The organism is Paenarthrobacter sp. PAE-2, assembly GCF_026013155.1.
Lineage (GTDB): Bacteria > Actinomycetota > Actinomycetes > Actinomycetales > Micrococcaceae > Arthrobacter > Arthrobacter ureafaciens.
In genome coordinates, this window is sequence record NZ_JAPDNV010000010.1 from 95,391 (window position 1) to 113,696 (window position 18,306).

At 64.6% G+C, this 18,306-nt stretch carries 17 protein-coding genes; 6 read left to right on the plus strand and 11 right to left on the minus strand.

All coding sequences use genetic code 11. The features are described from left to right. Window positions 1-17: 17 nt before the first annotated feature. The 4 genes from OCL88_RS08775 (at window position 18) to OCL88_RS08790 (ending at window position 3,514) form a co-directional block, all read left to right on the plus strand. Window positions 18-728: a 3'-5' exonuclease gene (locus OCL88_RS08775; protein ID WP_021471821.1), complete on the plus strand. Its 711-nt coding sequence runs from the start codon at window positions 18-20 to the stop codon at window positions 726-728. Window positions 729-1,052: 324 nt separating this feature from the next. After that, entirely contained in the window at window positions 1,053-2,003 is a 951-nt protein-coding gene (locus OCL88_RS08780) for an ABC transporter substrate-binding protein (protein WP_021471820.1), read from the plus strand. A gap of 12 nt (window positions 2,004-2,015) precedes the next feature. Then, a complete protein-coding gene (locus tag OCL88_RS08785; RefSeq protein ID WP_021471819.1) occupies window positions 2,016-2,780 on the plus strand; it encodes an amino acid ABC transporter permease in 765 nt (254 codons plus the stop codon). Continuing rightward, entirely contained in the window at window positions 2,777-3,514 is a 738-nt protein-coding gene (locus OCL88_RS08790) for an amino acid ABC transporter ATP-binding protein (protein ID WP_021471818.1), read from the plus strand. The genes OCL88_RS08785 and OCL88_RS08790 overlap by 4 nt, the downstream gene beginning before the upstream one ends. A 166-nt stretch (window positions 3,515-3,680) precedes the next feature. On the opposite strand, the gene OCL88_RS08795 is transcribed toward OCL88_RS08790, so the two are convergent. The 10 genes from OCL88_RS08795 to hemE form a co-directional block, all read right to left on the minus strand. After that, window positions 3,681-4,991 (minus strand): glycoside hydrolase family 3 protein, encoded by a 1,311-nt coding sequence (locus OCL88_RS08795; RefSeq protein WP_166183405.1) that lies wholly within the window; start codon window positions 4,989-4,991, stop codon window positions 3,681-3,683. A gap of 115 nt (window positions 4,992-5,106) precedes the next feature. Further along, window positions 5,107-6,426, minus strand: coding sequence for a glutamate-1-semialdehyde 2,1-aminomutase (gene hemL / locus OCL88_RS08800; protein WP_264962250.1), 1,320 nt, complete (start codon window positions 6,424-6,426; stop codon window positions 5,107-5,109). A 44-nt stretch (window positions 6,427-6,470) separates the two neighbouring features. After that, the gene (locus OCL88_RS08805; protein WP_021471814.1) at window positions 6,471-7,550 is read right to left on the minus strand and encodes an LLM class flavin-dependent oxidoreductase; all 1,080 of its coding nucleotides are present in this window, start codon (window positions 7,548-7,550) and stop codon (window positions 6,471-6,473) included. Further along, the gene (hemB, locus tag OCL88_RS08810; protein WP_264962251.1) at window positions 7,550-8,530 is read right to left on the minus strand and encodes a porphobilinogen synthase; all 981 of its coding nucleotides are present in this window, start codon (window positions 8,528-8,530) and stop codon (window positions 7,550-7,552) included. The genes OCL88_RS08805 and hemB overlap by 1 nt, the downstream gene beginning before the upstream one ends. Further along, window positions 8,527-9,405 carry a uroporphyrinogen-III synthase gene (locus tag OCL88_RS08815; protein WP_264962252.1) on the minus strand — a complete coding sequence of 293 codons (879 nt, stop codon included), beginning with the start codon at window positions 9,403-9,405 and terminating at the stop codon, window positions 8,527-8,529. Before OCL88_RS08815 ends, hemB begins: the two co-directional genes overlap by 4 nt. Continuing rightward, window positions 9,392-10,387, minus strand: a complete 996-nt coding sequence (gene hemC / locus OCL88_RS08820) for a hydroxymethylbilane synthase (RefSeq protein ID WP_166183414.1) — start codon at window positions 10,385-10,387, stop codon at window positions 9,392-9,394. The genes OCL88_RS08815 and hemC overlap by 14 nt, the downstream gene beginning before the upstream one ends. Continuing rightward, the gene (locus OCL88_RS08825) at window positions 10,384-11,607 is read right to left on the minus strand and encodes a ferrochelatase (protein WP_217376312.1); all 1,224 of its coding nucleotides are present in this window, start codon (window positions 11,605-11,607) and stop codon (window positions 10,384-10,386) included. Before OCL88_RS08825 ends, hemC begins: the two co-directional genes overlap by 4 nt. Continuing rightward, complete coding sequence (gene hemQ, locus OCL88_RS08830; RefSeq protein ID WP_021471809.1) at window positions 11,604-12,305, minus strand: hydrogen peroxide-dependent heme synthase; 702 nt, start codon at window positions 12,303-12,305, stop codon at window positions 11,604-11,606. Before hemQ ends, OCL88_RS08825 begins: the two co-directional genes overlap by 4 nt. A gap of 72 nt (window positions 12,306-12,377) precedes the next feature. Then, a complete protein-coding gene (hemG, locus tag OCL88_RS08835) occupies window positions 12,378-13,841 on the minus strand; it encodes a protoporphyrinogen oxidase (RefSeq protein ID WP_264962253.1) in 1,464 nt (487 codons plus the stop codon). Window positions 13,842-13,846: 5 nt separating this feature from the next. Then, window positions 13,847-14,962: a uroporphyrinogen decarboxylase gene (gene hemE, locus OCL88_RS08840; RefSeq protein ID WP_264962254.1), complete on the minus strand. Its 1,116-nt coding sequence runs from the start codon at window positions 14,960-14,962 to the stop codon at window positions 13,847-13,849. 159 nt (window positions 14,963-15,121) lie between these two features. Between hemE and OCL88_RS08845 the strand changes: the two genes are divergently transcribed. Further along, on the plus strand, window positions 15,122-16,441 hold the full coding sequence (locus OCL88_RS08845; protein ID WP_021471806.1) for a glutamyl-tRNA reductase: 1,320 nt from the start codon (window positions 15,122-15,124) through the stop codon (window positions 16,439-16,441). A 70-nt stretch (window positions 16,442-16,511) separates the two neighbouring features. On the opposite strand, the gene moeB is transcribed toward OCL88_RS08845, so the two are convergent. After that, window positions 16,512-17,711 (minus strand): molybdopterin-synthase adenylyltransferase MoeB, encoded by a 1,200-nt coding sequence (gene moeB, locus OCL88_RS08850; RefSeq protein ID WP_264962255.1) that lies wholly within the window; start codon window positions 17,709-17,711, stop codon window positions 16,512-16,514. 84 nt (window positions 17,712-17,795) lie between these two features. On the opposite strand from moeB, the gene OCL88_RS08855 reads away from it, so the two are divergent. Beyond that, the coding region (locus tag OCL88_RS08855) for a TetR/AcrR family transcriptional regulator (RefSeq protein WP_413775455.1) at window positions 17,796-18,306 on the plus strand (511 nt) is incomplete at its 3' end.

Below are 18,306 nucleotides of genomic sequence, written 5' to 3' on the forward strand. Positions count from 1 at the left end.
GCCGGTAGCTTGAAACCATGAGTTCCTGGAATACCCTTCCCCGTGCTGCCTTCGACCTCGAGACCACCGGAAAGAATTCCCGCTCCGCCCGGATAGTCACGGCGTCAATCACTGTTGTGGACTCCCGCGGCGAGCTGGTCCAGGAACATGAATGGCTCGCTGACCCCGGTGTTGAGATTCCCCTGGAGGCAAGCGAGGTCCACGGCGTCACCACAGCCAAGGCCCGGGCCGAAGGCCGTCCGGCGGCTGACGTGACGCGCGAGGTCGCAGGCGTCCTCCAGGGACTTTTCGATGACGGCACGCCCGTCATCGCTTTCAACGCCAGTTACGACTTCACGGTGCTTGCGGCAGAGTCGGCCAGGCACGGCGTGCCGCAGCTCACCCGTTTCCCCGTCCTGGACCCCTACATCATGAACAAGCAGGTGGACCGGTACCGCAAGGGAAAGCGGACGCTGACAGCCCTTTGCGAAGAGTACGGTGTCCTTCTGGACAACGCCCACACTTCTGCTGCGGATGCGCTGGCCACCCTTCGCGTCCTGGACGCCATGGCGGGAAAGTTTCCCAAGTTGCACATGCCTGCATCCCAGTTGCATCATTTGCAGGTGGACTGGGCAGCTTCCCAGGCTGCCGACTTCCAGGAATACCTCCGCCGGAGCAAGCCTGCTGCAGTCATCGAAGGCCAGTGGCCAGTGCTCCCTCCGGAGGATGCCAGCCGCGGAGGTTTCTGACCTCCACCCTGCGGGCCTGTGACGGAGTGCGATGCAACTCACAGGAATTCAGGGAACTCCTTTGCGGGCCGTGATGCGCCCACTGATTTCCCAAGCCCGGCTACTGACGGAACCTAGGAGGGCTACGCAGGCCCCACGCCTTTCGATAATTCGGTATTTGAGGGTCTCATCGGTCACCTGTTCGATTCACAAGGCCTCCGGGCGCTGGTGACATAATTAAGTTTGGCGGGTCGAAGTCTGCTAGGACAGCCGGAAACCTGGTGCTGTTACGTTCCCCGCCCACCACAAACGTCTGACGTGACCTTCGATGAAAGTGATTTCTTGATGAAATTCAAAGCGCCCAAGTGGCTCGCTGCTGCTCCCGTTGCAGCAGCCCTGGTGATCTCCCTCGCGGCCTGCGGCGGAGGGACCTCAGAGTCGAGCAGCTCAGCGACGGATGCACTCGCGGGCAGCGACCAGCAGACGCTGGACAAATACACCACCGCGGATGTCACTCCGATCGACCAGATCGATAAGTCGAAGCTTGGCCTCATCACCGAAGGTACGCTCCGCGTCGGCACGCTCAGCGACGCTCCGCCGAACATCTTCATCGATGGCTCCGGCAAATTCACCGGCTATGACAACGAGCTCCTGCGCGCGGTCGGCGACAAGCTGGGCCTGAAGGTCGAGTTCGCTTCCACCGACTTCTCCGCACTCCTGTCGCAGGTAGCGAACAAGCAGTTCGACGTCGGATCCTCCTCGATCTCCACCACGGACGCCCGCCGCAAGACGGTCGGCTTCACCAATGGCTACGACTTCGGCTACATGGCGGTCGTGACCAAGAATGACGCCAAGGTCACCGGGTTCGCCGACCTCAAGGAAGGCGTTCGGATCGGCGTCGTCCAGGGCACCGTGCAGGATGACTACGTCACCAACACCCTCAAGCTTGAGCCCGTCCGTTTCCCTGACTACAACACTGTCTACGGCAACGTGAAGAACGGCCAGATCGATGCTTGGGTTGCTCCCTCGCAGCAGGCCACCGGCCAGGTAAAGGAAGGCGACAACACCAAGATCGCCGAAAAGGTTGTCAACACCCAGAACTTCACCGCGTACGCCGTGAACAAGGACAACCAGCCCCTGATCGACGCGCTGAACGCCGGCCTGGACGCTGTCATCGCTGACGGCACGTGGACCAAACTCACTGCCGAATGGTACGAGGACCGTCCGACGGCGGCCGAGCAGACCCCGCAGGGCTGGAAGCCGGGCAGCAAGGCCGTCCAGATTCCCGCCAAGTAACCCGGGGGTTCCATGGATATCCTCAAGCAACTCGCAGACACCTTCCTTGACTGGGAGGCGATGGGCGAAGTCATTCCCAAGATGTTCGCCGTAGGCCTGCCGAATACCCTCGTTTTGGCAATCATCTCGGGGATCATCGGGACGGTGCTGGGCATGGCCCTTGCACTGATGGGGATTTCCCGGAACCCTGTGGCCCGGTGGATTGCCCGTGTGTACACGGACATCCTCCGCGGCCTGCCCCCGGTGCTGACCATCCTGGTGATCGGGTTCGGCTTCGGACCCATCATCCGGGAACTGACCGGCTCCACCAGCCCGTACCCCATGGCAATCGCTGCGTTGTCCTTGATGTCCGGCGCCTACATCGGTGAGATTTTCCGATCGGGCATCCAGAGTGTAGACAAGGGCCAGCTGGAAGCCTCCCGCGCCCTTGGCTTTGGCTACGGCGCTTCCATGCGGCTCGTGGTGGTACCCCAAGGTATCCGCCGCGTGCTTCCGGCGCTGGTGAACCAGTTCATTGCACTGATCAAGGAATCCTCGCTGGTGTTCCTCCTGGGTCTTCTGGCCTCGGAACGCGAAATCTTCCAGATCGGCAAGGACGCAGCGGCGAACACAGGAAACCTGTCGCCATACGTCGCTGCGGCTGTGTTCTACCTCGCGTTGACCATTCCGCTGACGCACTTCGTGAACTGGATCGACGCCAGGATGCGCTCAGGACGCCCTGAGAAGAAAGAACCTGACGATGCCGCGGCAGTCGTCGGAAAGGGAGCCCAGGCATGAGCGAGTTCACTTCGGGGTCATTGACGGCCAAGAACATTCACCTTTCCTTCGGCAGCAACCATGTCCTGAGGGGCATCGACCTGCACGTACCGCAGGGCACCACGGCATCCGTGATCGGTCCTTCCGGTTCCGGCAAGTCAACCCTGCTCAGGGTCATGAACCGGCTCATCGAACCCGACCAGGGGGACATCCTCCTGGACGGCAAGTCGGTACTGAAGGACAACCCGGATGAGCTCCGGCGCCGCATCGGCATGGTGTTCCAGCAGTTCAACCTGTTCCCGCACAAGACAGTTGCGGAGAACGTGACGCTGGCCCTGCGCAAGCTGCGCGGCATGTCCAAGGACCAGGCCCGCGAGGAGGCCCTGGCCCAACTCGATCTGGTGGGACTGAAGCACAAAGCGGACGTCCGGCCGGCCAATCTCTCCGGTGGACAGCAGCAGCGCGTGGCTATTGCCCGCGCACTGGCCATGAAGCCGGAAGTCATGTTCTTCGACGAAGCAACATCGGCTTTGGACCCGGAGCTCGTCAAGGGCGTCCTGGCCCTGATGACGGACTTGGCCAAAGGCGGCATGACCATGGTTGTGGTCACGCACGAGATGGGTTTCTCAAGGAACGTCTCGGACACGGTGACCTTCATGGACGCCGGTGTGGTGGTGGAGTCCGGTCCGCCGGAGGAACTGTTTACCAGCCCCCGCACCGAACGGCTGCAAGGATTCCTTTCGGACGTCCTTTAAGGCACGTTCCCTCACGGCCGCCATCCCGGGCCGGCCGCTGAGGTGAAAAGCCCCGTTTTGTTCCGCTAACCAGCGGAGCAAGACGGGGCTTTCCTTTTGGGTCCTGGTCTCCGTTGATCCTCAAGCGCCCACGAAGACCGGGATGGGCCCTTAAGACGCGCCCGCTCTAAAGGGCTGCCCCGGCTTTGACCCGCAGAATCGTCAGGACTGCATCGTCGATCTTCCGCATGAAGGCAGGATCCGACTGCGCCTTGTCGACGACGGCCCGGTGCATGGCAGGAATTCGGGAAGGGTCTGCGCAGACCATCATGGTTCCCCCGGCCCCGAAGAAGTTCAGCGCCCGGTCAGCACTCCCCCAGGGCTCCAGTTGGGCGGCACTGCACAGGTCATCCGAGACAATGATCCCGTCGAATGCCAGGTCCTCGCGGAGCATTGACGTGATCACGGGCGAGAACGGTGCAATGGTGGCGGGGTCAATCTTGTCGTAGTACGCGTTGGAGAGCATGACCCAGCGGGTTCCATTCTTGATCGCCGCACGGAAAGGCGCCAAGGCGGGATCGGTCCGGGTTGTTTCCTTATCCCGCACGTCCTTGCTGACGTCCGTGTTGGGCACTACCCTCCCCAAGCCCGGGAAATGCTTCACCACCGGTGCCACGCCTGCGTCGGCCATGCCCAAGGCGAAGGCGTTACCCAGTTCGGACACCGTTCCGGGTGAATAGCCGTACTGACGCTGGAACCGTCCGATAGGGCCGTTGGACGGTGCGAACTCCGGGCTGGCAACGGTGTCCAGGACCGGCGCGAGGTTCACGTTGACACCTGCGCTCCGCAATTCCTTGCCCCACACGGCTGCCTCGGAACGTAACCGGGTTCCGCCCAGCCCGGCCTGTGCTGTTGCCGCAGGAATGGTTGTGAATCCGGGACCGGAAAGGACCTGCACGTTGCCGCCCTCTTGGTCCGTCCCGACGAACAGCGGAAGGTTCCCGGTGGTGCCCGGGCTGACGGTTCCGGTCAGGGAGGCCACGACCTTGGCCGTTGCCTCGGAGCCTGCTTTGCTGCGGCCGCTCAGGTAGACATTTCCTGTGTGGTAGGTAGTCAGGGCCGTCATGGTGCCCGGATCCGCGCCCGTTGCCTTGGCTGCGACCATGAACAACTGGCCAACCCGCTGATCCAGGCTGAGCCGGGACAATTGTTGGGACGCAGTATCAGCAGGTGCGGCCGAAGTAGGCGGCGCAGCGCTCAAGCTGGGCCCCGCGTCCGGGGAGGCTGAGGCGGTGCCAGGACTTTGCGTCGCGGCCGGCGGGGAGGACGCCGACGGCGGAGCGGGGCTTGAGTGCGGGGCAGTCGGGGTGGCGGACCCGGGAGCTCCGCTGTTGGAGCACCCGGTTGCCAGAACTGCGGTGAGACCAAGAGCCATGACGGTCTTGCTGACAGCCGTGACGGACTTGCTGGGGAAGGCAAAGGACGTGGTGGTGCGCATGGTAAACCGTGGATTCGTTGGGGTTGGGTTCCCCTACGACACTACCCCCGTTAAGCAAACAGCGCCCCATCAGCATCATGGAAGCCGATGGGGCGCCGGTGGTTGGCGCCGGCCCTTAGGCGGTTGCTCCGGCGGCGGCCTTGGCTGCTGCCGGCAGTGCGTCGTAGATCCGGTTCATGGCAGCGTCGTCGTGGGCTGCGGAGAGGAACCATGCTTCGTAGACGGACGGCGGAAGGTAGACGCCGGAGTCCAGCATGGAGTGGAAGAACGGGGCGTACCGGAATGCTTCCTGGGCCTGGGCGTCCTGATAGTTGTGCACGCCGTTGGCTGACGTGCCAAAGGCCACCGAGAACAGGTTTCCGGCGCGCTGAATGGAGTGGTCCACGCCCTCGGCATCCAAGGCGGACGACAGGACCGCGGAGAGTTCCAAGGACCGGGCATCGACGTGCGCGTAGACCTCCGGCGTGGCGTGCGTCAGGGTGGCGACACCTGCGGCCATGGCAACGGGATTCCCGGACAGCGTTCCCGCCTGGTACACCGGTCCCACCGGGGCCAGGTTATCCATGACGTCGGCACGGCCGCCGAGGGCCGCCGTCGGCATTCCGCCGCCAATCACCTTTCCGAAAGTCAGCAGGTCCGGAGCCCAACCTTCCTGCTGACCGGTCAAACCCCAGTAACCGGCGTAGCCCGTACGGAATCCGGTCAGCACCTCGTCAAGGATGAGCAGTGCGCCGTGTTCCTTGGTGATGCGTGAGAGGCCTGCGTTGAAGCCCTCTCCCGGGGTGACAACGCCCATGTTCGCCGGCGCTGCTTCCGTGATGACCGCAGCGATGTCCTTGCCGTGGGCGGCGAAAGCCTCTTCCACGGCGGCCAGATCGTTGTACGGCAAGACCATGGTTTCGGCGGCCGCCGCTGCCGTCACGCCGGCGGAGCCCGGAAGTGCAAGGGTGGCAACGCCCGAACCTGCGGATGCAAGCAAACCGTCGAGGTGGCCGTGGTAGCAGCCGGCGAACTTGATGATGAGGTTCCGGCCGGTGAAGCCGCGGGCGAGACGGACTGCGGTCATCGTGGCTTCCGTGCCCGTGGAAACCATGCGGATCCGCTCCACGGCGGAAACGCGCTCTGTAACCAGTGCGGCAAGGTTGGCTTCGTCCGGAGTGGACGCGCCGAAAGAGAGGCCCCGGTCAACTGCCGCGTGGACAGCCTCGAGGACGGCGGGGTGGGCGTGGCCCAGGAGGGCCGGGCCCCAGGAGCAGACGAGGTCCACGTAATCGCGGCCGTCAGCATCGGTGAGGTAGGCACCCTTGGCGGAGACCATGAACTTCGGTGTACCGCCCACTGAACCGAACGCACGAACAGGCGAATTGACACCACCGGGCATCAGGGATTGGGCCCGATCGAACAGTTGGTCGGACACAGGGGTGTTTGAGGTCATGGTTCCTATTCTTCCAGTGATTCCAGCGCCGCTATGACGCTTGCTTAGGCCTGTTCGGCGAGGAGCTCCGCCACGCGCGGGGCCACCTCGGTGCCGTAGAGCTCGATGCAACGCATCATGGACCCGTGCGGCAGCGTTCCGTTGCTGTATTTGAGATCGAAGCGGTCAACCCCGAGGTTCCGTTTGAGGAGGGCTATTTTCCGGGCTACTGTCTCGGGTGAGCCCACGTAGAGGGCGCCCTGGAGACCGCACATGGCCTCGAACTCGCCGCGGTTACCCGGACCCCAGCCGCGCTCGGACCCTATCCGGTTGCGCTGCTCCAACCAATGCGGAAAGAGTTCTTCGCGCGCGGCTTCATCAGTTTCGGCGATGTATCCCGGTGAGTGCGTGGCGATCTGGCGCATGGGGTGCCCGTACTTCCCCATCGCCTCCCGGTAGAGATTGACCAGGGGCGCGAAGCGTCGGGGCTCTCCCCCGATGATGGCGAAAATAATGGGGTATCCGTACTCCGCACACCGCAGCACGGATTCCGGTGTCCCGCCTACGCCGATCCAGGCGGGCAACAAGTGGTGCTGGAGCCGCGGGTAGACCTGCAGCCCGTTGACGTTGGGCCTTGTCCGGCCTTCCCAGTGAACGGGCTTCTGGGCCCGGACCTTGTGGAACAGGTCCAGTTTCTCCTCGAACAGCACCTCGTAGTCAGCCAGGTCCAGGCCGAAGAGAGGGAAGGATTCCACAAAGGAACCCCTGCCCAGCATCACCTCGGCGCGCCCGTTGGACAACGCATCAACGGTAGCGAAGCGCTGGAAAACCCTGATGGGGTCATCGGAGCTCAGGACCGTCACCGCAGTTCCCAGTCGGATACGTGAGGTCACGGCGGCAGCGGCGCCGAGGAACACTTCGGGCGCGGATACCGCAAAATCGCGGCGGTGGTGCTCCCCGACACCAAAGGCGTGGATTCCGACGGCGTCCGCCAGTTTTGCTTCTTCCAGCAACTCGCGCAGGACTTGCGCGTGTTCCTTGGGGTTCCCGTCGGCATCCAGCCCCGCGTCACCGAAAGTATTGAGGCCGAGCAGAATCTCCCCGGGGCCCACAGGGGCCGTGGGATCGGACGATACAGGGGTCATCAGGACTCCTTAAGCCAGCCTGCAAGTTCGGAAGCCCAGTAGGTGAGGATGGTATCGGCACCTGCCCGTTTGATACCCAGGACGGACTCCGTGATGGCACCCCGACGATCGATCCAACCGTTCGCGGCAGCCGCTTCGATCATGGCGTATTCGCCGGAGATTTGGTAGGCGGAGACCGGCACCGGACTCATCGCCGCGACGTCGGCCAGGATGTCGAGGTAGCTCATGGCGGGCTTGACCATGACCATGTCAGCCCCCTCTTCGAGGTCCAGTTCCACTTCCAGGATCGCTTCGCGGCGGTTGGCAGCGTCCATCTGGTAGGTCCGGCGGTCGCCCTGCAACTGGGAATCCACGGCTTCACGGAACGGGCCGTAGAAGGCCGAAGCGTATTTTGCGGCGTAGGCCAGCACGGCCGTGTTCTTGTGCCCGGATTCTTCCAAGGCCTGGCGGATGACGGCAATCTGGCCATCCATCATGCCCGAGGGCCCCAGCACGTGCGCACCCGCCTCGGCTTGGGCCACGGCCATCTGACCGTAGATTTCCAGGGTGGCGTCGTTGTCGACGTAACCCTTGGAGTCCAGGACTCCACAGTGCCCGTGGTCGGTGAATTCGTCGAGGCAGACGTCGCCCATGATCACGAGGTCGTCACCCACTTCTGCTTTGACATCGCGGATGGCCTTGTTCAGGACGCCCTCGGGATCAAGTGACGCGGTCCCCCGGGCATCGCGAACCTCGGGAACTCCGAACAGCATGATGCCGCCAACGCCCAGTTCCACAGCCTCCGCAGCGGCACGCTTGAGCGTGTCCGTAGTGTGCTGGACGACGCCGGGCATGGAAGTGATGGGGCTTGGCTCCGTCAGGCCCTCGCGAATGAAGGCGGGCAGGATCAGGTCTGCGGGCGCCAAGCGGTTCTCTGCGGTGAGGCGTCGCATGGCCGGCGTCGTGCGAAGGCGGCGTGGACGGTGGTTCGGAAAGCTCATCTTGTGTTCCCTTCATTGGCGAATACGGATTCCAAGGCGGTCGCGATGCCGTCCGGGGTAGGTTCCTGGGCTGTGGCCGCAACTGTCAGGCCGAGCCGCGCTGCTTCCGCGGCGGTGGGGCGTCCAATGGCCACGAGGCGGCAGTTTCCCAGCGGCAGGAGGTTGCCGGCGATGCGCTTAGCGCCGCTGGGTGAGGCGGCCACAACGGCATCGAGCGTGCCGTGGTCGAGCGCGGCGCGTACATCCTGGACGGTCACTTCACGGCCTGCTTCCTGGCCTGAGGCCACGACGGCGGACGGCAGTTCACCGGCAAGGCGCCGTTCCCGCCGGGCCGGGTAGTCGACCGTGTGATAGGCGGTGACAACGGATACGGTCGCACCTTTTGCCTGCAGCCCCTCGGCCAAGGTGCGTGCGGCGATGTCCGCCTGGGGAAGGAACGCACGGTCCCCGCCAGCGGCCCACAGGGACACCAGGCCTTCGGCGGACTGCTGGCCTACCGGGGCCAGGTCCACGGCGATTCCCAGTGCCTCAAGGACGTTCCGGGACGAAGTGCCGACAGCGGCAACCCGGGTAGTCCCGGGTACCAATTGGCGGGGCTGGATTCCCCGTTCGGCGGCCTTTTCAATCAGCACGCGGATGGTTGTGACGCTGCTGATGACCAACCAATCGAAGGAGCCGCCCTGGAGTTCATCCAAAGCGGCGTCCATCGGCCCTTGGTCCTCGACCCGCTCAAAGTCGATGAGCGGGAGCACCAAGGCTTCCGCCCCCTTGCCCTGCAGAATGGCAGCAAGGGGCCGGGCCCTGTCCGCGCTCCTGGTGATCAGGATGCGGCGGCCCTGCAGGGCGTGGAAGTCCGGCTGGTCAGGAAGCGGCAAGGTCCGCGATCTCCGCGGCGCCGGCGGCGAGCAACTGCTCTGCCACTTCGATGCCGAGCAGGGTGGCTCCAACTTCCGTCAGCCCGTCCGTGGCCTTCTTTTCCCTGACTGTCCGGGTCCCATCCACGGCGCACACCACTGCTTCAAGGTGCAGCATGCTGCCTTTCCGGAACGCGTAGGCACCCACGGGGGCTGCGCAGCCTGCCTCGAGCCTGGCCAGCACAGCACGCTCTGCAGTCACCGCAAGCCGGGTGTCGTCGTCGTTGAGTGCGCTCAGGGCCTGGGCAAGCACTCCTTCTCCCCCACCCGCTTGGCCGCGTTGCGGCGCATCGGATGTCCGGCATTCGATGGCAAGCGCTCCTTGCCCGGGAGCGGGGAGCATCACTGACGTTTCGAAGTATTCGGTGACGGTGTCCAGCCGGCCCATGCGCTCGAGGCCGGCGGCGGCCAGGACTACGGCGTCGAGGTCGTTGGATTTGCCCTCCACGACGTCGTCCGTGGCGTTGCCGGGCAGCCCCGGGACGCGGCCAAGGCGGGTATCGACGTTTCCGCGGATATCCAGGACCTCGACGTCGGGACGGGCAGCACGCAGTTGAGCCGCGCGGCGCGGGGAGCCCGTGCCGATCTTCGCCCCGCCCGGCAGTTCGGCCAGGGTCAGGCCGTCGCGGGCACACAACACATCCCGGACGTCCACGCGCTTGGGCGTTGCCGCAATGGTCAGCCCGGGCTCGGCGCCTGTCGGCAGATCCTTCAAAGAGTGCACGGCGACGTCGCAGGTTTCTGCCAGCAACGAATCACGGAGCGCTGCAACGAACACGCCCGTGCCGCCCATTTGGGACAGCGAACCCGTCCGGACATCACCTTCGGTCCTGATGTGGACCAGCTCCACGGGAAAGCCCCCGACGGCGGCCAAGCGGTCCGCCGTCTGCTGGGTCTGGGTGAGGGCCAGTTTGCTGGCCCTGGTCCCGATGCGGACGCTCACTTGCTGCCCTCCGGCACCGGGTAGGGGTCATGTCCGCTACCGACAGTGGCGCCTTTCTCGGCTATCACGGGCTTGGCTCCCCGGAAGTTCTCGCAGCAGTTCGGGCGGCATACGTCGTACCACGGGCCGAGGTCCGTCACGTGCGGCCGCTCGGAGATGTTGTTCTCCACTGTGCGTTCGCAGATCAGGTCCACCAGGCCGGAGACAAACGCCGCGTGGGTGCCTGGGGTCGGGACCCGGGTAGCTTCGATTCCGAGGTTTCCGCACGTCTCCAGCGCCTCGGTGTCGAGGTCCCAGGCGACCTCCATATGGTCGCTCACGAATCCAAGCGGCACGATCACCACACCGCGGACGCCTTCGGGCGCGATCGCTTCAAGGTGGTCATTGATGTCCGGTTCCAGCCACGGAATGTGCGGCGCTCCGGAACGCGACTGGTACACGAGGTCCCAGGCAACGTCCGGTGCCACTTGGTCCATGATGGCCTTGGCGTTGGCGAGGTGCTGGGCTGCGTAGGCGGAACCTTCGGCGAATTCGCGGGGTTCGTCGACGGACCGGCCCGCAGCCTCGGCGTCCCGGGTAGGGATGGAGTGGGTTGCGAACAGGACACGGATCTTGGAGTCGGGGTCCGTTTCGCCTGCGGCCGTGAGCTTTCCGCGGATCTCTTCCAGTCCGGCCGCGGTCCCTTCCAGGAACGGCTGCACTACGCCGGGGTGGTCGAAGTACTGGCGGATCTTGTCCACTTCCAGTTTGCCGTCCAAACCCGTTTCCGTCAGCGCGACGCCGATGTCCTCGCGGTACTGGCGGCAGCTGGAGTAGCAGGAGTAGATGCTGGTGGTGAGCATCAGGATGCGGCGGTGGCCGGCGTCGTAGGCGTCCTGCAAAACCGGCGCAATGTACGGGTCCCAGTTACGGTTGCCCCACAGCACAGGCAACTCGATGCCGCGGCGGGCGAGCTCACCCTCAATGGCGGCTTTGAGCTCACGGTTCTGCTGGTTGATGGGGCTGATACCGCCAAAGGCGCGGTAGTGGTGCGATACCTCTTCAAGGCGTTCGTCCGGAATGCCCCGGCCCCTGGTCACATTCCGCAGGAACGGGATGACGTCTTCCTGGCCTTCCGGACCACCGAAGGAGGCCAGCAGCACGGCGTCGTAGTTCTTCGGCTCCAGCCTTCCGCGCTCGGTCACCTGGTTCGGTTCAGTGGAGATGGGGAAAGTGCTCATGCAAGGACCTCTGCAATCTCAGCGGCGGTGACCCGGCGCCCGGTGTAGAACGGAATTTCTTCACGAACATGGTTGCGGGCCTCGGTGGCGCGCAGGTGGCGCATCAAGTCCACGAGGTCCACGAGCTCAGGTGCCTCGAGGCCGAGGATCCACTCCCAGTCACCCAAGGCAAAGGATGACACGGTGTTGGAAATGACCTGGGGGAAGTCCCGGCCCAGGAGGCCGTGGTCCCGCAGCATCTTGCCGCGCTCTTCAGCCGGCAGGATGTACCACTCGTAGGAGCGGACGAACGGGTAGACGCAGAGCCAGGTGCTGGGCTCGACGCCACGGGCGTAAGCAGGCACGTGGTTCTTGGCGAACTCCGCTTCGCGATGGACGCCCATGGCCGACCAAACGATTTCCGTTCCTGCGAAGAGCTTGCTCCGGCGGATGGCGCGGACAGCGGACTGCAGGTCTTCGGGCTTGGAGCCATGCAACCACACCATGATGTCAGCGTCGGCACGCATGGCGGACACGTCATAGCACCCCCGCACCGTCACGCCGTCCGCAGCCAGTTTCCCGGTCAGGGCTTCAAATTCCTGGGCAGCTTCGCCGCTGCGCAGGACGTCGGCAGAGCGCTTGAAAACGGTCCACAGCGTAAAAAACTGTTCTTCGTTTTCGGCAGTTTTAGTGACAGATTCGGCGGAAGTGTGGCTCATGGTTCAAGTTTGCCCCGTGCTGGCCCCTAAGTCGAAACGGATCAGTTCTACAAGACGTAGAAGTGATGCAAATCACATACTGGCGGCGTCGTGGGCCAGCTTCTTCGCTTGGGTCCGGGTGTCGGCAACCACGGCAGCAAGGCCGTTCCCGGCCAGCCATCCCCCCACGACAGCCAGGCCCTCCACAGCCCCGCAGACCCGGCGAACCTCGGCCACGCGCTGTTTGTGACCCACGGCGGCAAACGGCAGGGCACCTTCCCATCGCACGACGTCCCAGTCCACGACGTCCGCACGGGTGATGGGAACCGTGAGGAGGTTCGAGGCGTCTTCCACTGCAGCCGAAAGCAGGGACTGGTCGTCCATGACCGATGCAGACTGCCCGTCAGAGCCATCGACGCCGACCAGCCGTCCGTAGGAAAGGCGGACCACGTGGGTGCCGGGACCGGCTTCCCCGGCAAGCCAATCCCACTTGGAAGTGGCATGCGTCAGGGCCTTGGCCCTGACTCCCGGAGTTTGGGGGGCAACGAGGATTCCGGTACCGCGTGGCCGGCTGTCCAATTCGGGAAGATCCACTACCAGCGTCACCAAGCTGACCAGCGGGCCTGCTTCCGGGCGGAGTCCAGCCAGCGCCGGCACCGACTCCGCAAGCAGTCCGACGGCGGCCGGGCCGTCGAGCGCAACCACCAGCCGCCCGGCGTCGTACGTGGAATCACCAGCCGAAACCTGCCAACCGGTTCCGGCCTTGCCTATGCCGTCCACCCGCTGGCGGGTCAGCAGCACTGCCCCGCGGTCCTGCAGGTCCTTGACCAGGGCTCCGACCAAGGTGTGCATGCCGCCCTTCAGCCCCGCGACGGCGGAGCCGGCTTTGGCAGGCGCGGACCCCGCACCGCGCGCAGCCTTTCGTTGTGCTGCGACGGCAGCGGCAAGCGAGCCGTTGGCGCGGACGCCATCGCGAAGCCCGGGCGCCACCATGTCAACGTCCAACAGGGCGGGGTCGGCCGAATGGACGCCGCCCACCACGGGCTCCACCAGGCGCTCAAGGACCCGCTTGCCCATTCTCGTCCGGACCAATTGGGAAACGCTCGTCAGCTCGGCAGAGGTGCCGAGCCCGGCCGGCAGGATCCGGTCCATGGATGCGCGCAGGGCACCAAGGAAGCCCAGCGAGCGCCGGACTTCGGGGTCCCACGGGTTGGCCGGGATGCCCAGGATTCCGGTTTTCGGAAGTTCCCTGGCGCCCTCGGGCAATTGCACCCATGCGCCCCCGGGCCGCGGTGCGACAATCTGCCCGCCGATTCCCAGCTCACGGACCAGGTCGGCAACAGCGGAAGAACGGGTGGCGAATGACTCAGCCCCGCTGTCAAGGGACAAACCTGCCACGACGTGGCTTCCCACACAGCCACCCCAGGACTCCGAGGCCTCGAGAACCGTCACGGCGATGCCCGCCATCGCCAGTTCGCGGGCGGCCACCAGGCCTGAGACGCCGCCGCCTACAACCACCGCCGTAGGGCTTTGGGGCGCGGCACCTCGCGAGCGCACGACGACTACTCCGAGGGGATGGAGTGGATAAGTTCAACAACCCTGGTCAACACGGTGGGATCCGTCTCGGGCGGAACACCATGGCCGAGGTTCACTACATGTCCGGGTGCCGCGGAACCGGCCGCGATGACTTCCCGAACGTGGGCCTCCAACACCTCCCAGGGAGCAGAAAGGAGCGCGGGGTCGATGTTGCCCTGCAACGGCACGCTTCCGCCCAACCGGCGGTTGGCCTCGTCCAGGGGCAGCCGGTAGTCGACGCCGACGACATCCACGCCGACATCCCGCATGGCCACCAGGAGCTCGGAGGTGCCGGTACCGAAATGCACCAACGGCGCACCCAGTCCGCGAACGTGGCTGAGGGCCCGCGATGAGGCCGGCGCCACGAACCTGGTGTAATCAGCCAGGCCGAGGGAACCCGCCCAGGAATCGAAGAGCTGGCCGGCCGACGCGCCGGCTTCCAACTGAGCCTGCAGGAACAGGCCCGAGGCGTCGGCAGCCCAGTTGGCCAACGCCGTCCAGGTTTCAGGGTCTGCGTGCATCATGGTCCGGGGGCCCAGATGGTCCCGGGAAGGACGGCCTTCCACCATGTAGGCAGCCAGGGTGAAGGGTGCGCCCGCAAAGCCGATGAGCGGGGTCTTGCCAAGCTCTGCCACCGTGAGGCGGACGGCTTCGCGGATGGGCTCCAGCGCTTCCCAGGTCAACTCGGGCAGCGCGGCTACGTCGTCGGCAGTCCGTACCGGCTTGTCCAACACCGGCCCGACACCGGGAACGATGTCCACCCCGACGCCGGCGAGCTTGAGGGGAATGACGATGTCGGAGAAGAAGATACCGGCGTCTACATCATGGCGACGCACGGGCTGCAGCGTGATCTCTGCGGCGAGTTCAGGACGCAGGCATGAATCGAGCATGGCAACGCCCTCACGTAGCTTGAGGTACTCGGGCAGGGAACGGCCGGCCTGACGCATGAACCAGACGGGCCTGCGCGAAGGCGTACTGCCGCGGTAGGCGGTGATCAGCGGCGAGTCCGCAGTGCGGCCATCATTGAGGGGGTGGCCCGGCCCAAGCTTGCCTGCCGGGGCGTTGATGGCCGTATTGTTGGAGGGTGCCGCGCTAGAAGTCATGCCTTCGATTGTGCCGAAAATCCGGTGCAAAAGATAACGACAGGCTGTCACGTTGCACCCGCCGCCATACCCATGTGGCAGGGATCACTCCAGCTGGTGGTCATTGCCACGGCGGCACGTTGTTCTACCGCGCTACGAAAAAGCTATGATTGGTTTGCTGTGGTTCTTTTCTCATTGGTGGCTACACACGCCGACATCGACCTCGAAACCGTCGCTCAGTTGAGCAACGGTTCCTCCGAGCTGGCCTCCACCGCCCTGACGGGCTCACCGGTCGTCTCCGGAGCCGTGGTCCTGGCTACGTGCAACCGCTACGAAATCTATGGCGAAACAGCGAACGGCGCCGACGTCGAAGCCGCCCGCTCCGCCCTGGTTTCCCAGATCAGCGAACTCAGTGGACTCAATGAGCAACTCGTGTCGCGTTCCTTCAACACCCACGCGGGTCCGGACGTAACACGCCACCTCTTCGCGGTGAGCGCCGGGTTGGATTCCGCCGTCGTGGGCGAACGTGAGATCGCGGGGCAGGTCCGCCGCGCCCTGATCACCGCTCAGCAGGAAGGCACCGCAAGTCCGGGGCTGGTCCGGCTCTTCCAAGCGGCTTCCAAGACCGCCAAGGACGTTGGCGCGCAGACGGCACTCGGTTCCCGTGGCCTTTCCATTGTCTCCGTGGCACTGGACCTGGCCACCGATCTTTCGGACAATCCGGACTGGTCCACCAAGAAGGTAGTGATCTTCGGTACCGGCGCCTATGCGGGAGCCACCATGTCCCTGCTGCGCGAACGGGGCTGCTCGGACATCTCCGTCTATTCCTCCTCCGGCCGCGCGGAAACATTCGTTGCCACCCGCGGCGGAACAGCCCTCGATGCCGATTCGCTGCCCGGGGCCGTGGCAGCCGCCGACGTGATGATCGGCTGCAGCGGTTCCGACAACCGGGTTGAGGCAGAGGATCTCGCCCGCGTCAGGACCAATTCGGGAAAGCCGTTGATTGCGATCGACCTTGCACTGACCCACGACTTCGATCCCGCCGTCGGCGAACTCGACGGCGTGGAACTCCTTACCCTCGAATCAGTCCGCCTGGCTGCGCCGCAGGAGCAGGCCGAGTCGCTGTCCCAAGCCAGTGCGATCGTCAGCGGCGCCGCCACGGCTTTCGAATCAGAGCGCGAATCGCGCTCGGTGGATTCGGCCATCGTTGCCCTGCGACGCCACACCATGAACGTCCTCGACTCCGAAATGGAGAAAGTCCGCGCCCGGCACGGGTGCACTGCAGCGGCCGAGGAAGTCGAATTCGCACTTCGCCGGATGGTGAAGCAGCTGCTGCACATCCCCACCGTACGTGCCCGCGAACTGGCCTCCGACGGCCGTCAGGAAGACTACGTGGCAGCGTTGGAAGCGCTCTACGGTATCCAGGTGGAGCAGCCCCAGGCAGCTCCCGCAGCGGAGTGCCCGGTAGACCACCAGCAACTTCGCTCCGAAAGCGCCTAGCGCAAGCTTCGCCGGCTGAACCCTGCTGCCGCCCACCGCACCCGGTAGGCGGCTGTTTTCTGCCTACATGTCAGTAGACGGGCTTCTCCGGTTCCACCTCCCGCACCCAGGCGAGGATACCGCCGTCGAGATGGCTGACACGCGTGTACCCCGCCTTCCGTGCGGCCTCCAGCACTGCGGCCGAACGCGTCCCTGCCTTGCAGTGGAACACGATGTCCCGGTTCTGCGGCAGGTCAACCCAGGCCTCACCGGCCAGGATCCTTCCCTGCGGAATCAGCACGGAGCCATCGATATTCACGATGCTGTACTCGCCTGATTCCCTCACGTCCACCAGGTCAAAATCGCGCTCCCCCGCTGCACGTTCGGCCAGCATCGCGGCGAGTTCCTTGGCTGTGACGGTATGTTCGCCGTCGGTCGGGGGCGGCGGCGTAACCCCGCAGAATGCCTCGTAGTCCGTCAGTTCCGTGATGGGTTGGGCTTCGGGATCCTTGGACACCTTGATTTCGCGCCAGCTGCCGCCCAACGCGTCGAAAAGGGCAACCCGCCCCAGCAAGGAACGCCCGACGCCGGTAATCAGCTTCACTGCCTCGGTCACCATCAGCGAGCCCACTGCGGCGCACAGCATGCCGAAGACACCGCCCTCGCCGCAGGAGGGCACCGAGCCGGCGGGCGGGGCTTCGGGGTACAGGTCGCGGTAGGTGGGGCCGTGTTCTGCCCAGAACACGCTGACCTGGCCGTCAAAACGGAAGATGGAGCCCCAGACGTACGGCTTGCCGAGGATCGCTGCGGCATCGTTGACCAGGTAGCGCGTGGCGAAGTTGTCCGCACCGTCGAGGATGAGGTCATAGCCCGCAAAAAGCTCCAGCGCGTTGGACGCATCCAGCCGCTGGTTGTGCAGGACTACGGTGACCAGCGGATTGAGCTCGGCGATGGCCTTGCGTGCGGACTCGATCTTGGGTGTGCCCACATCGTGAACACCGTGGATGACCTGGCGCTGGAGGTTGCTCAGGTCAACGGCGTCATCGTCCACGATGCCCAGAGTCCCGACGCCGGCCGCGGCCAGGTACAAAAGCGCCGGAGAGCCCAGGCCACCGGCACCTATGACAAGGACTTTCGCATTCTTAAGCCTGCGTTGGCCCACCGCGCCGATTTCGGGAATGATGAGATGCCGGGAGTACCGTTCCACCTCGGCCGGCGTCAGTCCGTCGGCCGGTTCAACGAGTGGCGGCAGGACCGCGGGCGCAGTGGGGGCAGCAAGAATTGAGGCCATACCCCAATGTATGCCTGCCGATGCCGCCCGGTCATATTACCCACCGGTACAGTGGTCATAACTGCAAAGGAAAGGCGGCAGACTGTGGCTGACGGCGCACGGGCAAACGATGGGGCAGCAGCAAAGCAGGAACGGTCCGGTTCCACCCGCTCAGCAAGGTTGCCGCGGGACGAGCGCCGGGCACAATTACTGAACGCGGCATTGGAGGTTTTCGTTTCCAATGGCTTCCATGGAGCAGCCATGGATGAGATCGCCGAGACAGCCCACGTCAGCAAACCGGTCCTCTACCAGCACTTTCCCTCCAAACGGGACCTCTACATGGCGTTGCTGGACAGCCATCTGGCCGCACTGACGGAACTGATGCTCAGCGCGCTGAACTCCACCACGGACAACAAGGAACGCGTCAAGGCGGTAATGCGCGCCTATTACAAGTTCATTGCCGATGACGACCAGGCCCACCGCCTCGTCTTCGAATCGGACCTCATCAACGATCCCGACGTCAGCTCACGCCTGGAGACGTTCAACAAGACGTTCGCGGACGCAGTAGCCCATGTGATCGCCGAAGACACCAAGCTGCCGCCCCTTGAAGCTCAGT

What these genes read in the sequence shown, in the direction of transcription:
- OCL88_RS08775 (WP_021471821.1), top strand. Translation starts at nt 18, where the DNA reads ATGAGTTCCTGGAATACCCTTCCCCGTGCTGCCTTCGACCTCGAGACC.
- OCL88_RS08790 (WP_021471818.1), top strand. Translation starts at nt 2,777, where the DNA reads ATGAGCGAGTTCACTTCGGGGTCATTGACGGCCAAGAACATTCACCTT.
- OCL88_RS08805 (WP_021471814.1), bottom strand. Translation starts at nt 7,550, where the DNA reads ATGACCCCTGTATCGTCCGATCCCACGGCCCCTGTGGGCCCCGGGGAG.
- hemE (WP_264962254.1), bottom strand. Translation starts at nt 14,962, where the DNA reads ATGACTTCTAGCGCGGCACCCTCCAACAATACGGCCATCAACGCCCCG.
- hemB (WP_264962251.1), bottom strand. Translation starts at nt 8,530, where the DNA reads ATGAGCTTTCCGAACCACCGTCCACGCCGCCTTCGCACGACGCCGGCC.
- OCL88_RS08780 (WP_021471820.1), top strand. Translation starts at nt 1,053, where the DNA reads ATGAAATTCAAAGCGCCCAAGTGGCTCGCTGCTGCTCCCGTTGCAGCA.
- OCL88_RS08785 (WP_021471819.1), top strand. Translation starts at nt 2,016, where the DNA reads ATGGATATCCTCAAGCAACTCGCAGACACCTTCCTTGACTGGGAGGCG.
- OCL88_RS08795 (WP_166183405.1), bottom strand. Translation starts at nt 4,991, where the DNA reads ATGCGCACCACCACGTCCTTTGCCTTCCCCAGCAAGTCCGTCACGGCT.
- hemQ (WP_021471809.1), bottom strand. Translation starts at nt 12,305, where the DNA reads ATGAGCCACACTTCCGCCGAATCTGTCACTAAAACTGCCGAAAACGAA.
- OCL88_RS08825 (WP_217376312.1), bottom strand. Translation starts at nt 11,607, where the DNA reads ATGAGCACTTTCCCCATCTCCACTGAACCGAACCAGGTGACCGAGCGC.
- hemL (WP_264962250.1), bottom strand. Translation starts at nt 6,426, where the DNA reads ATGACCTCAAACACCCCTGTGTCCGACCAACTGTTCGATCGGGCCCAA.
- moeB (WP_264962255.1), bottom strand. Translation starts at nt 17,711, where the DNA reads ATGGCCTCAATTCTTGCTGCCCCCACTGCGCCCGCGGTCCTGCCGCCA.